The 13,367-nt window shown below is 38.1% G+C and carries 12 protein-coding genes; all 12 read left to right on the top strand.

Annotation, left to right across the window (positions count from 1 at the left end; all coding sequences use genetic code 11):
* The first annotated feature begins 12 nt into the window (after positions 1-12).
* Positions 13-2,277: a phosphoenolpyruvate--protein phosphotransferase gene (ptsP, locus tag L659_RS0106520; RefSeq protein ID WP_024589992.1), complete on the top strand. Its 2,265-nt coding sequence runs from the start codon at positions 13-15 to the stop codon at positions 2,275-2,277.
* A 90-nt stretch (positions 2,278-2,367) separates the two neighbouring features.
* Complete coding sequence (locus L659_RS0106515) at positions 2,368-3,177, top strand: sulfite exporter TauE/SafE family protein (protein ID WP_024589991.1); 810 nt, start codon at positions 2,368-2,370, stop codon at positions 3,175-3,177.
* 13 nt (positions 3,178-3,190) lie between these two features.
* Entirely contained in the window at positions 3,191-3,994 is an 804-nt protein-coding gene (gene lgt, locus L659_RS0106510) for a prolipoprotein diacylglyceryl transferase (protein WP_007583122.1), read from the top strand.
* 10 nt (positions 3,995-4,004) lie between these two features.
* Entirely contained in the window at positions 4,005-4,856 is an 852-nt protein-coding gene (locus L659_RS0106505) for a thymidylate synthase (protein ID WP_024589990.1), read from the top strand.
* Between the two features lie 23 nt (positions 4,857-4,879).
* Positions 4,880-5,758, top strand: a complete 879-nt coding sequence (gene galU / locus L659_RS0106500) for a UTP--glucose-1-phosphate uridylyltransferase GalU (protein WP_024589989.1) — start codon at positions 4,880-4,882, stop codon at positions 5,756-5,758.
* Positions 5,759-6,099: 341 nt separating this feature from the next.
* Positions 6,100-6,783 (top strand): SPOR domain-containing protein, encoded by a 684-nt coding sequence (locus tag L659_RS0106495; RefSeq protein WP_024589988.1) that lies wholly within the window; start codon positions 6,100-6,102, stop codon positions 6,781-6,783.
* 371 nt (positions 6,784-7,154) lie between these two features.
* Entirely contained in the window at positions 7,155-7,709 is a 555-nt protein-coding gene (locus L659_RS0106490; RefSeq protein WP_024589987.1) for an SPOR domain-containing protein, read from the top strand.
* 115 nt (positions 7,710-7,824) lie between these two features.
* The gene (locus tag L659_RS0106485; RefSeq protein ID WP_024589986.1) at positions 7,825-8,427 is read left to right on the top strand and encodes a DUF4402 domain-containing protein; all 603 of its coding nucleotides are present in this window, start codon (positions 7,825-7,827) and stop codon (positions 8,425-8,427) included.
* Between the two features lie 3 nt (positions 8,428-8,430).
* A complete protein-coding gene (locus L659_RS0106480; protein WP_024589985.1) occupies positions 8,431-8,913 on the top strand; it encodes a DUF4402 domain-containing protein in 483 nt (160 codons plus the stop codon).
* Between the two features lie 9 nt (positions 8,914-8,922).
* A complete protein-coding gene (locus L659_RS0106475) occupies positions 8,923-9,753 on the top strand; it encodes a fimbrial biogenesis chaperone (protein ID WP_024589984.1) in 831 nt (276 codons plus the stop codon).
* Between the two features lie 34 nt (positions 9,754-9,787).
* Positions 9,788-12,685 (top strand): MSCRAMM family adhesin SdrC, encoded by a 2,898-nt coding sequence (locus L659_RS0106470; protein ID WP_225305789.1) that lies wholly within the window; start codon positions 9,788-9,790, stop codon positions 12,683-12,685.
* Between the two features lie 10 nt (positions 12,686-12,695).
* The gene (locus L659_RS0106465) at positions 12,696-13,325 is read left to right on the top strand and encodes an SPOR domain-containing protein (RefSeq protein ID WP_024589982.1); all 630 of its coding nucleotides are present in this window, start codon (positions 12,696-12,698) and stop codon (positions 13,323-13,325) included.
* Positions 13,326-13,367 lie beyond the last annotated feature (42 nt).

Below are 13,367 nucleotides of genomic sequence, written 5' to 3'. Positions count from 1 at the left end.
AAGGAGCAGGACATGCTGGCTACACTGAGATCTATTGCGGAGTCTGTATCGCGACAAGCGAATTTAGACAGCGCATTAGTGTGCTTTGTGCAAATGGTTAAAGATGCCATGAAAACCCAGTGCTGCTCCATTTATTTTGCAGATTACAGCCAAGACAATTTTGTACTTATGGCTACCGAAGGGTTAAATCCTGATGCGGTGGGTAAGTTTAGAATTGGGTTTACCGAAGGCTTAGTGGGCCTAGTAGCGCAACGCGAAGAACCTATTAATATTGCATTTGCTAAATCGCATCCTCGTTTTAAGCTCTCCCCCGAAGTAAACGAAGAAGGCTACAACGCTTTTTTATCTGTACCCGTTGTTCATCAAAAAAAAGTACTGGGCGTTATTGTTGTCCAACAAAAAATGGCACGTGTATTTAGCCAAGACGAAGAGTCGTTTTTAATAACGCTTTCTGCCCAACTTGCGTCACAGTTAGCGCATGCTGAAATTAAAGAAATACTACGCCAAGATGAGTCATCTCATCAAACGTCTGTTTTAAAAGGTGTATCGAGCGCGCCAGGAATAGGTATAGGACAAGCATTTGTTGTATTACCAAAGCTTGATTTTAAATCTATTGAGCTTTTAAAAGACAGTGACGTCACTGAGCAGCGCCGTTTATTTACTCAAGCTGTAGCTGCAACGCGCAAAGAATTTAATACCCTATCTATGACGCTAAGCGATTCTATTCCGCACGAAGCTCTTGCGGTATTTGATGTGTATCAACAACTGCTTGATGCTAAAAGTTTAGGGCATAATGTTGAAATGCAATTACAAGAAGGCTGGTGTGCTAAAAGCGCCCTAAAAATTGTAATAGAGCGTTTAATATCTCAATTTAATGCCATGCAAGACCCTTATATAAAAGAGCGTGCTGTTGACGTTAAAGACATTGGTCTTCGCGTATTACACCATCTTGTAAATACCGAGCACGCTATTAAAAATTATCCGCCCAACACTATTTTAATTGCTAATACCTTAACACCCGCCATGCTTGCTGAAGTGCCAAAAGGTCACTTAACAGGCGTTGTAAGCGTAAATGGTTCTGCAAATAGCCATGCTTCTATATTAACGCGTGCGATGGGCATTCCTGCCATTTGGGGTATAGAGGATTTACCTCTACTGCAGTTTAATGGCAAACCGATGATTTTAGATGCATTTGCTGGGCGTTTATATATATCGCCTTCACAAATGCTGATGGACGAATACACAGAGTTACAGCATCAAGATAACCTACTAAATAACCGCTTTTTAGCTGAGCAAGGCTCTGAATCAATTACGCTTGACGGTGAACATGTTAGCTTATTATTAAACGCAGGCCTTGAGCTTAATACCGAGCAAAGTAGCGCGCATATTTGTGACGGTGTGGGGCTTTATCGAACCGAAGCGTGGTTTATGCAAAAGGGTCAGTTTCCTTCGCAATCAGAGCAAGAAAATTGGTACCGAGAAGTACTAACTAGCTATCATCCTAATCCTGTGGTTATGCGTACATTGGATATTGGGGGCGATAAGGTACTTGATTACTTTAATATTACCGAAGAAAACCCATTTTTAGGTTGGCGTGGTATTCGTATTAGCCTTGATCATCCAGAGTTATTTTTAGATCAACTAAAAGCGATGCTTAAAGCAAATATTGGTTTGGGTAATTTAAAAATAATGCTCCCTATGATCAGTGGCACTGAAGAAGTTGATGAGTCACTTGCGTTATTTGAACAGGCTTATTTTGAGTTAAGTGAAAAATACCCAGAGCAAACCATAGAAAGACCCGACATAGGAATAATGCTGGAAGTACCTTCAAGTGTATTTATGCTTCCAGAGTGGTCAAAAAAAGTCGATTTTTGCTCAGTAGGCAGTAACGATTTAACACAGTATTTATTAGCAGTAGACAGGGCTAACGCACGTGTAGCCGAACTTTTTAACCCTTATCACCCAGGTGTACTAAGAGTACTAAATAAAGTGGCGCATGAATGTGAGCAATATGAACTGCCATTTAGTTTGTGTGGTGAACTAGGCGGCGATCCTGAAGGGGCTATTTTACTTATTGCCATGGGTTACAGACGCCTTAGTATGAACTTATCATCGCTTAATAAAGTGAAGTGGGTACTTAGGCGTTTAAATGTCAGTGACATGGAACAACTACTAAGTGAATGTTTAGCGCAATCCACTGCCAAACAAGTACTACGTTTAACGCGAAGCTTTATGCTAGAGCATAAATTAGGTGATTTGTTTTACACCCCCAAATAAGCTTGTACACCTAATTAATTGCAATACACAGATGCTATTAGTTTTATAATCCTTTAATATATAAACCTTAAAAGGGTATTTGAGATTACTATGTATGACTTAGGTTTGTTAGTCGCAAGCTGCGCACTACTAGGCTGTATTGTTGGGTTTTTAGCTGGGTTACTAGGCATTGGCGGCGGTTTAATTATCGTTCCAGTACTAAGCACTCTGCTACTCTCATTTAATGTAACGTCGGCTGATCATGTATTAGTAATTGCTATTGCAACCTCACTCGCTTCTATTTTATTTACTTCAACGTCTTCAGCGCTGGCTCATCATAAAAATGATAATGTGCCTTGGGCAATCGCCCCGTGGGTTATGTCGGGTGTGGCTTTAGGTGCACTTATTAGTGGCTTTGCAGCAAGTTTAATCCCTGAACAAATATTACGTACAGTGTTTGCTATAAGTGTTGTATTTATTGCAGCAAGAATGGTGCTCTCCGCGCGTAATAAACCGATGTCAGAAAAACCGTTGCCGGCAGGTCCTATTTTAGGGGGCGTTTCTGCAATAATGGGCGGGTTATCAGGTTTAATAGGGATTGGCGGCGGAGCTTTAATAGTACCTATGCTTAATTATTTTTCGGTTGATATAAAAAAAGCAATTGGCTGCGCGGCAGCGTGCGGAATTGTTATTGCATTATTTGGCTCTATTGGTTACATCAGCGCAGGCTGGCATGTTACCGATTTAGAGCATGGTTTTGCCGGGTTTGTTTATTTACCTGCATTATTTGGGATTGTTATTACCTCGTGGTTTGTTGCGCCCATTGGCGCCAAAGCAACTCACTATTTACCTGTTAATACAATTAAGAAAGTTTTCGCGGTGCTGCTTGTAGTTATCGCAATTAAAATGGTTTTTAGCTAAAGGTTTATTTTTTATGGCACTTGAGTTTCCTCAAATTGATCCAATTATTTTTTCTGTTGGACCGCTAAGCGTACGTTGGTATGGCTTAATGTACTTAATAGGTTTTGCATTTGCGATGTGGTTTGCTAATCGTCAAGCGTCAAAGCCAAATTCGGGTTGGACTAAAGACCAAGTAAGCGATTTACTGTTTTACGGCATGTTAGGGGTAATACTAGGTGGGCGTATTGGCTACGTATTGTTTTACCAGTTTAGTTATTTTATAGAAAACCCACTGTATTTATTTAGGATAGATCAGGGCGGTATGTCGTTCCATGGTGGAACACTTGGCGTTATAACCGCCGTCGCAATTTTTTCGTGGACGCGTAAAAAGTCACTGCTTCAAGTAGGCGACTTTGTTGCACCACTTGTTCCTGTAGGGCTTTTAGCAGGGCGTATTGGTAACTTTATAAACGGTGAGTTATGGGGCCGAGTTACCGATGTGCCATGGGCAATGGTATTTCCAACGGGCGGTCCGCTTGCGCGTCACCCATCGCAGTTATACGAGGCATTTTTCGAAGGCTTAGTGCTGTTTTTAATCCTGCAATGGTTTATTAAAAAACCACGTCCAGCAGGCAGCGTAGCTGGTGTATTTTTATTAGGTTACGGCGTGTTTAGATTCTGTATTGAATATTTCCGCCAACCCGATGCACAACTAGGTTTATTTGCCGACTTTATTTCAATGGGACAAATATTGTCACTTCCTATGATAGTGGGTGGTTTAGGTTTATTAATTTGGGCATATAAGCAACCACAACACGTTAAAACAGCTAAGGCATAATAAGAAAAGCATGAAACAATATTTAAAATTATGTCAGCGTATTGTTGACGAAGGTCAGTGGGTCGAAAACAAACGTACAGGTACGCGTTGTTTAACCGTTATTAATGCCGATTTAGAATACGATGTGGCTAATAATAAGTTTCCAATGATCACGACGCGCAAAAGTTACTACAAAGCAGCGATTGCTGAGTTACTAGGATATTTACGCGGTTACGACAGCGCTGAGCAGTTTCGTGAGATTGGCTGTAAAACATGGGATGCCAACGCGAACGATAACAACGCATGGCTTAATAACCCTAACCGTAAAGGTGAGGATGACATGGGGCGTGTTTATGGCGTACAAGGCCGTGGTTGGCAACGTCCAGATGGCTCAACGCTTGATCAGCTTTCCAAAGTTATTGATAACTTAAAAAATGGCATTGATGACCGTGGTGAAATAATCACGTTTTATAATCCAGGTGAGTTTGAGCTTGGTTGTTTGCGCCCGTGTATGCATACGCACACTTTTTCACTACTTGGCGATACGCTATACTTAACGTCATACCAGCGAAGCTGTGATGTACCGCTTGGCCTTAATTTCAATCAAATTCAGTGTTTTGTGTTGCTTGCGTTAGTGGCTCAAATTACCGGCCACAAAGCTGGTAAGGCGTATCATAAAATTGCTAATGCACATATTTACGAAAACCAACTTGAACTGATGCGAGACGTGCAGTTAACGCGTGAGCCATTTGCGTCACCTCAGTTAAAAATTAATCCAAAAATTACATCATTAGAAGACATAGAAACGTGGGTAACACGAGACGACTTTGAAGTAACAGGCTATCAATGCCATGAAGCGATTCAATATCCATTTTCAGTATAATAAAAGATTAAGGAAAACATAAAATGAAAGCAGTGATCCCAGTAGCGGGCCTTGGTACTCGTATGTTACCAGCCACTAAAGCAATTCCTAAAGAAATGCTTCCAGTGGTAGACCGTCCTTTAATTCAATATGTAGTAAACGAAGCCGTTGCTGCAGGAATTAAAGAAATAGTGTTAGTGACGCACTCAAGTAAAAATTCAATCGAAAATCACTTCGATACAAGTTTTGAACTAGAAGCTACTTTAGAAAAGCGTGTTAAGCGGCAATTACTTGCCGAAGTGCAAGCAATCTGCCCTAAAGACGTAACCATTATTCACGTACGCCAAGGTGAAGCAAAAGGCTTAGGCCACGCTATTAGTTGTGCAGCGCCTATTATTGGTAACGAACCGTTTGTAGTTATTTTACCAGATGTAATTATTGATGATGTAGAGAGCGATCTTAAAAAAGATAACTTAGCAGAAATGATCGCTAATTTTGAGAAAACCAAGCACAGTCAAATTATGGTAGAACCAGTACCAATGGCACAAGTTAACCAGTTTGGTGTGGTTGATTTAGGTGATGTTGACTTAAAGCAAGGTGAAAGCTCGCCAATATTTAATATGGTAGAAAAGCCGCCAGTAGATGAAGCTCCATCAAACTTAGCTGTAGTGGGTCGATACGTATTAAGCGAAAATATCTGGCCGTTACTTGCAAAAACTCCGCAAGGTGCAGGCGACGAAATTCAATTAACTGATGCAATTGCGATGTTAATGGAACACGAAAAAGTAGATGCATACGCTATAAAAGGCCGCAGCCACGATTGTGGAAGTAAAATTGGTTACTTAAAGGCAACGATTGAATTTGCACTTCGTCGCGATGAATTTGCCGATGAATTAAAATCATTTATCAAAAAACTGATTTAACAGTTAACGAAAACATGAAAGGCGCCTATATCGGCGCCTTTTTTTATGAGTTTTATCAGGATCAAAATTAGAAAAGGAATAGCTCTAAAATAAAAGTTTTTAAGTCATTACAGACATATTGTTATTTATGTTGTAAAGTTTGTGTTAATTGGCATTGAATTTGTATTAAATAATGCTCTCAAGGAAGGGATGGAGTATGCAACGTTGTGTTTTACGAAACACTGACAAGCATGCGAAGAGCTAGTTTTATGGCTCTCAGCTTAAATAAAGTTAAACGCTTTCTTGTGAGAATGTTTAACTGAAATGTAGTGTAAAAACACTGCTTTCAGGACAACTAATACATGTTTATATATAAAAAAAATAACATTGGGCTTTTACTTAGCTTGCTAATGCTTTTATTTGGTACAGCATGCAGCGTCTCGCCTGAAATAAAAACCATTGATGAACAACCTCAAAGTAACTCGCCTGACTACGTATCAATTACAGCCCTTGAACTTGCTCAGCTAAAAGATGCCGCAATGCAGTGGCAACAAGCTCGTGAAGGCATAGAGCGAATTTTAAGATTAGAAAAAGAAATAACTTACCTCGTAAATCATATTGATATTATAAACAGCAAAGCTATTGCGCAGTCTAATCAAGGGTACAGCAGCAAGTCTGTACGCTCACCACGAAACACACGCAATGTTAAGTCACGCCAACAAGCTAAACAAAACTACAGTGATAAAAAACAAACTGTAAAATTAAATACACCTAAACATGTATTTGCTTTGCAAGTAGCTTCGGTTGACTCCGAGCAAGGTGTGGCTAAAGCATGGCAAGAGCTAAATGCTAAAGCAGCGCCGTTGTTTAGAGACAAAATATTGACTAACGTAGAAACCGCCAAAATAAACGACAAAATGTTTTACAGGCTGAAACTTGGCTCTTACCAAAACTTTAAAAATGCAAAAGCAGACTGTGACGTATTCAAACTGTACAAACTCGATTGCATAGTAAGTAACTACACTGATAAGCCAGTAAAGCTTTAGCGCACAGCATGTAATATCAATCTACAATAATACCTAATCAATTTGAAGGATTAGACCTGACGCTAACTTCGCTAATAATTTTTGATATACGACGGCATGTATGCCGGAGTTAGAGCAATGCAGCAACAATTAGTGATACCAACTAAATGATGAAATTTTGCCTTGTTATCGATATGGCTTTTCTTACCTCAAAATAGACTACTTAATTAAAAAGTTGCTATAAAGTGGCGCAAAATTTGCTTTGATTTATTATCTTGGTTAGTAGAGTGCATTTTGCAATGCGGTATTTTAAGTCTTGTCATTTAATATCAGTTTTATTCTTATCTTTTTATTTATATGGATGTAGCAGCGCAACTGTAAATAACGAGAGCGTGCAGCATTCTTTAATTACTGATAAACAAGTAAAAGAGTATGTTTCGCAGTGGCACTTACAGCAAGAAAGCATTGGTCGTTTAACTGCTATGGAAGATGATTTACAGCTGTTAATTATGGCGTTATCGTCTCGAAGTGAATTAACTGAAAACCCTCCTTTACTCATGCAAAATAAAACCGATATCACCTATGGTAATCAGCCTTCACAGAACTTGGAACCGACGGCACTAAATAACACTCCCGAAGTAAAAACACCAAACTTACAAAATTCAGAACTCACCTTAACAGATGAAACTAAAATTGGAGCACAGCTTGGTTGGTATTTAAAGCCAGAGCTTGTTAAAGCAAGAGTCGAAAGGCTTAAGCAATTATACCCCAGTGCATTTACTCAATTTAATTTTACTATGTTTGAACGTAAAAATAATAATATGACTTTGTATGGATTACGTGTAGGTCCATTTAAAAACGATGCTCAAGTAAGTGCGTTTTGTTATTTAGCTAATCAGCTTGATCAAGCATGTAATATTGCTGCTTTTGTCGGAAAGCCAATATAATTAATAAATTAGGCCTTTTAAACTTATATAGTATTAAAGTATTTGTACTAATAGTCGATACTAACTATAGTTGGGCAAATATTTGATAAAGCCCATTTTCTTATAAGGATTTAGCATGAAGTTTTATTTATCTGCATTAGCTGTAGCCACCGTGGTCAGCTCGTTTAGCACTTATGCTGCTACAGAGTCATTTGAAGCGAAAGTAACGGTACAAAATGCTGTAGTACTCACAAAAGATAACGATTTAAATTTTGGTACTATTCGTGCTATTTCAGATCCTACAGGCAATCTGCAAGCTACGCTTACAATTAATCCTGATCCTGATGCAACTAATGTTACCTCGCAAGACGACGCTGCTGGTAATGTGGCAACTATATCAATAATTGAAGGTGGTGAAGCGGGTGCTTTTAGTGTGTCAGATGTAGTACCAAATTCTATTTTAACCATTAGCGACCCAGTAAATACTTTAGTACAACCTTTAGCTGGTCAAGGGTTGAATGAACCTGATTTTACTGTAGGTACTTGGACTTACTTTATAACGAGCGGTACTAATGCTGGTGGATTATATACAAGTGCTACGCCCAACCTACAGGCTGGTGTTGATGGCGCTGTATCATTTAATATAGGCGCGACTCTTTCTACTTCATCAAACGCATCAAGTGTGGATTACCCTGATGGTGAGTATTCTGGTAGCTTTAATATTGAAGTGTCATATTAATTAGTGTTTAAACAAACAATGCGCTTTTTGTATGTTTCTGCTTGGCTTTCGTTAATGTTTAGCGAGCAAGCCTATAGCGCAAGCATACAACAAGAAGCGCTTAATTTTGGCACTTTAGTTATCCCTCAAAATAATACCTTAAGCTCTATAACCATTAGCCATGAAGGTGAAACAACCACATTTGGTAATATTTACGTATTAACTGAGGGTAATCCCGCAGAACTTTTATTTACCGATTTACCTCCCCTTACTCAAATATCGTTTAACAAAACGAGTGACTCTACATTGCAAAGTGAAGCACTAGGAGCTAATAGTGCCAAGTTTTCGGTTGTATTAGTAGATTTACCAAGAACGCAAACTAGCGATGAGTTTGGAGAGCTTTTACTCAAAGTAGGTGGCCGTTTAATAACGACAGGGACTAGCCAAAGTTACTTAGATGGTAGTTTTATTACTGACACCCAATTAGAAATTACGATTGATTACTAAAGGAAAAACATGCTTTATAAAGTTGTAGTGCTGCTCGCACTGAGTGTATGTATTTTAGGAAAAAATGCATACGCAAATTTACTTATCTCTCCAACCCGTATTAGTTTTGATGAACGCCAACGAACCGCTAAAGTTACAGTAATTAATACAGGTGATGAATATCAAACATATCGTGTTTTATGGAGTGAGAAGCAAGCGCAACCTAGCGGTGGCTACATACAGTTGGCAGAGGCTACAAGCGAAAGTTTAAGTTCAATGGCACGTTTGTCACCAAAACAAATGCGTTTAGCACCTGGTGAAAAACAAACAGTAAAAATAGCAATACGTAAACCTAAAGGCCTAGCTTCTGGTGAGTACCGCTCTCATCTTCTATTTCAAGCATTGCCTGGTGAAAATACTAATAAAACAAGCTCAATAAAAGTTAATATGATTATGAGCTACAGCATTCCTATTTTGTTACGTAAAGACATGAAACAGCCAGAAGTTGCCATAGAGCAAGCTCAACTAGTGCTAAATGAAAGCAATCAACGTCCTCAGTTTTTATTGAATATAAAACGAGAAGGTAAGTTTAGTAGCTACGGTAAATTAAGTGCTTACTTTGTTGATAGCAATAACGAGCAAGTTAAAATTGCAGAAATTGGTAATTTAAGTATTTATCCAGAAGTGGATAATGCGTTTGTAACCCTTAGTTTATTTAGTGACAAAAATTTAGATAAAACAGGAAAAGTCATTTTTAAATATGAAGGCAGTCAAGAATATAAAGACCTTACATTTGCACAATACACTCTGCCTTTAACTTCACAATCACTTAATGTTTTAACAGTGAATGACGCTAAATAATTTATTGTATGCACTATTACTAAGCATAAGTAGTTTGCTTAGTAATAGTGTAATCGCTAATCCTAATTCTTCCGTAGGGGATGCTTTAACAACACTACGCGCAATTGAACTAAAGCTAACTAAGCCCGTTGAAGTAATTGATTATAAAAACAAAGAAAATCAGCAACAGCGAATCGCCACAGGCGAGTTATTAATACTTTCGCTTTATTTAAACTCATACTACTTAGGTGAAGTTGCAGCAATTAAAAGCGAGCAAAGTGTACAAGTTAGTTTAAGCGACTTATTTGACATTCTACAATTTGCAATGAATGTTGATGCTAGCAATCGAATTGCTCAAGGTGTTGGAGCAAATCAACAACCTCTTTTTCTAAATGCAGCGGTTACACCCGCTGTATTTACTAGTCCTACACAGAGCTACTTATTAGCAAAAAATCAAATTACCATTGAAGATGATATTTATGTAGATATTCAAAGTTTACATAATGCTTTAAATCTAGAGTTTAATATTGATTACCCAGATTTAGAATTACTTATAAGCTCAGAGAGCCCCTTACCGGTTGAACAACAAAGATACAGACAGTCGCGCAACCTTAAATCACCTAACAAAAGATCGCCACCTACGCTGCCATGGAAAGCTAGCCCATATAAAGCGCTATCTTCTCCGGTTGCCGACTTACAACTAAATTTTACCGCGAGCGATGATAGGCATTCTACGAACTATTCACTTTTAGGCACTCAAGACTTTGCGTATTTATCTGCAGAGTATTTTTTGTCTGGACGAAGTACTGACTTACTTACCAACTCTAGGTTAACGTTTACAAAGCAAAACTTAGACAAAGAAATAAAAAACGGCTTCATGCCTACTGAAATATCTTTTGGTGATGTTATCGCCACGCAAGTTGGTAATAGCTACAGTAGTCAGTATGCCCGAGGTGTTAAAGTTTCTAATAATGTAACCAATAGAAAAATAGTCAATAATCAAATTAACTTAAGCGGTGCTATACAGCCAGGTTGGGATGTAGAGCTGTATCGTAATGAAATATTAATAGACCAGCAGCTTAGCCTCGCAGATGGGCGTTATATTTTTGATAATATAAACCTATTATTTGGAGCTAATAATTTTGAGCTTATTTTTTATGGGCCTCAAGGTCAAGTTGAGCGTAAAAGTGATTATTACTTTGTGGACGGAAATCAACTTAAGCAGGGACAAGGTAACTATGAATTGTCGGTTACTGAACAAGGCAAGCAGTTACTAAATAACAATGTTTCAAGCTCGCAGGGGCAGGGTTGGCAAATTGCGGGTAGATATGAGCAAGGGCTTACAGATAATATATCTGTATACACTGCTACATCAGGTCAAAAAAATACAGATGACGATCTACTTAAGTATGCATTTGGTACCAACATAAGCTTATTTGACCGATTATTATTAAATGCGAATGTTGAAAAAAATAATAACAATGAACAAGAATTTGAATTTACAGCCCGAACTCAAATTGCCGAACAATCACTACTTTTTAGCGCTACAAATCGTACCGACGAACAGCAGCAAGATTTTAACAGCTACCAAATAAATTTAGCTGGTGGGCTAATGAATAATACCTATGGACGCCTTTCTTATCAAAATAACGTCCTATATGACGATAGTGATATTAGAGGGCGTTTTAAACAAGTACGCAACCAGTTCAACTACTCATATTCAGGATTTGCACTAAGTAACCAATTGCTGTGGCAACAAGACGATAGCTCTAAGAGTACTTTTGGAACAACACGTTTTCAAAAGCGCTTTGGGAGAACCTACACAAGGTTTGGTATAGATTATAGTATATCGCCAGTAAGTGAGCTTGTTAGTTACGAGGCTGAGTTTAGCCGCAACTTGGGCCGAGATTTACAAGCGGAACTTACTTTAACTGATTCACTTCGTAATAATATTCAATCGGCCGAATTAGGGCTCAATTGGCAAAGCGACAAGTTTAGTTTAACGAGTAACTTAAACTACAACAGTAACGATGATTGGCGGCTCGGTATTTATAGCCGTTTTAGCTTAGGTTTTGATGTTGAACACAATACATATTTTGTCTCTAAGCGCAGCTTAACTAACACGGGTAGCTTAATGTTACGCGTATTCTTAGATCAAAATAATAACGGTATTATGGATGATGATGAGCACGGCGTTGCCGGCGTAAAAGTAAAAGGCGTTCACAATTATCGTCAAGCAATTACAGACGAACACGGCGTTGCGCTATTAACTTCAATGCCAGCAAATCGTACAACAGATATAATACTTGATAGAAATAGTTTTGAAGATCCGTTTTTAATACCAGCTAACGAGGGTTTTTCTATTACCCCAAGGGCTGGTTTTGTAGAGTATATGGACTTCGCATTAAATAATGCCAGTGAAGTGGAGGGAGTTGTTTATCAACAAAAAGGTGATACAACACAGATCCAACCCTTTGCAAATATAGCGCTGTTGAATGAGAAAGGGGATCAAGTTGCACAAACTCAAGCAGCATATGATGGCTATTATTTATTTACAGACCTTAAACCGGGGCAGTATAAAGCAGTAATTGATGATGAATATAAACAACGCAAGCAGCTAAAAAACACTCAAAATATAACAGTTAATTTATCGCCTCAAGGAGATGTAGTAATGGGCGTTGATTTAACGTTAAAGGCGCTCAGTGCAACAACTGGAAGCATTGCCAATGCAGGAAGTTTTAGTTCGTTAAATATCTTAAAAATTTATTACCGTTTAATAGCACCACGAATAGAGCAGCAAGAAGCTTTTTATATGCATGATAAAGCTAAAAATAAATTTATTTTAGCCTTAGCGTACGCAACAAACAGTTCGCCAGAGCTTATTTCTGTATGCGACTCAGTAAAAGCGCAAGGATTAAAGTGTGTTGTTGAAACACATAAAATACTCCATTAAAGGAATTAGGATGAAAAGAGTTCAATGTATATTTTTAATCAGTGCAATGTTGCTAAGTTATGGTTGTGCGAATAATAAAGCAATTGATGGTAGTGCTACTCAGACCAACGTAACTGACGAAAAAAGCTACGTAAAAATAACAAAGCAAGAACTTGAAACTTTAAAAATAAGCTCCCAGCAGTGGCAAAATATGAAGCCAGAACTTGCGCGTTTATTACTTATTGAAGAAGACTTAAGCTTACTAATATTGCAACTCAATACAATTGCAAAAGAAAATGAGCAGAAAAACGCACCAGTAATAAAAGCAGAAATAGTTAATAGCAACACAATTAATTGCTCCAATTTACAAGTAACAAAACCAGTTGATCCTAAATTTGCTTTACAAGTGCTTTCAATAACGCAAAAAGAACAACTCTCTTTAGCTTTTAGGCAACTTCAAAAAAAGCTTCCTAGCTTACTAGGCGATAATTTTGTGATGAATGTTGAAACAATAAATGTAAAAGGAGTTATGTATAACCGCTTAAAGCTAGGCGCATACATAGACAAAAAAAACGCTATGGGTGACTGTCAAAAATTAAAGAGCCAAAATATAAATTGTTTAGTTAGTTATTACGTAGATCAGCCCTTTACCGCACAATAGCTAAGTCGGCATACAAATTGCTTCATCCTCAGTATGTTTTGA

Source organism: Pseudoalteromonas sp. S8-8, from assembly GCF_000497875.1.
In the GTDB taxonomy this organism is placed as follows: domain Bacteria; phylum Pseudomonadota; class Gammaproteobacteria; order Enterobacterales; family Alteromonadaceae; genus Pseudoalteromonas; species Pseudoalteromonas arctica.
Note: the sequence above shows the minus strand (reverse complement) of the source record. Positions and strands in the feature narration are given on the sequence as shown.

Bases quoted from the DNA above. Each gene is read 5' to 3' on its own strand.
- galU (WP_024589989.1), top strand. From the start codon at position 4,880: ATGAAAGCAGTGATCCCAGTAGCGGGCCTTGGTACTCGTATGTTACCA.
- L659_RS0106495 (WP_024589988.1), top strand. From the start codon at position 6,100: ATGTTTATATATAAAAAAAATAACATTGGGCTTTTACTTAGCTTGCTA.
- L659_RS0106475 (WP_024589984.1), top strand. From the start codon at position 8,923: ATGCTTTATAAAGTTGTAGTGCTGCTCGCACTGAGTGTATGTATTTTA.
- lgt (WP_007583122.1), top strand. From the start codon at position 3,191: ATGGCACTTGAGTTTCCTCAAATTGATCCAATTATTTTTTCTGTTGGA.
- L659_RS0106505 (WP_024589990.1), top strand. From the start codon at position 4,005: ATGAAACAATATTTAAAATTATGTCAGCGTATTGTTGACGAAGGTCAG.
- ptsP (WP_024589992.1), top strand. From the start codon at position 13: ATGCTGGCTACACTGAGATCTATTGCGGAGTCTGTATCGCGACAAGCG.
- L659_RS0106515 (WP_024589991.1), top strand. From the start codon at position 2,368: ATGTATGACTTAGGTTTGTTAGTCGCAAGCTGCGCACTACTAGGCTGT.
- L659_RS0106485 (WP_024589986.1), top strand. From the start codon at position 7,825: ATGAAGTTTTATTTATCTGCATTAGCTGTAGCCACCGTGGTCAGCTCG.
- L659_RS0106465 (WP_024589982.1), top strand. From the start codon at position 12,696: ATGAAAAGAGTTCAATGTATATTTTTAATCAGTGCAATGTTGCTAAGT.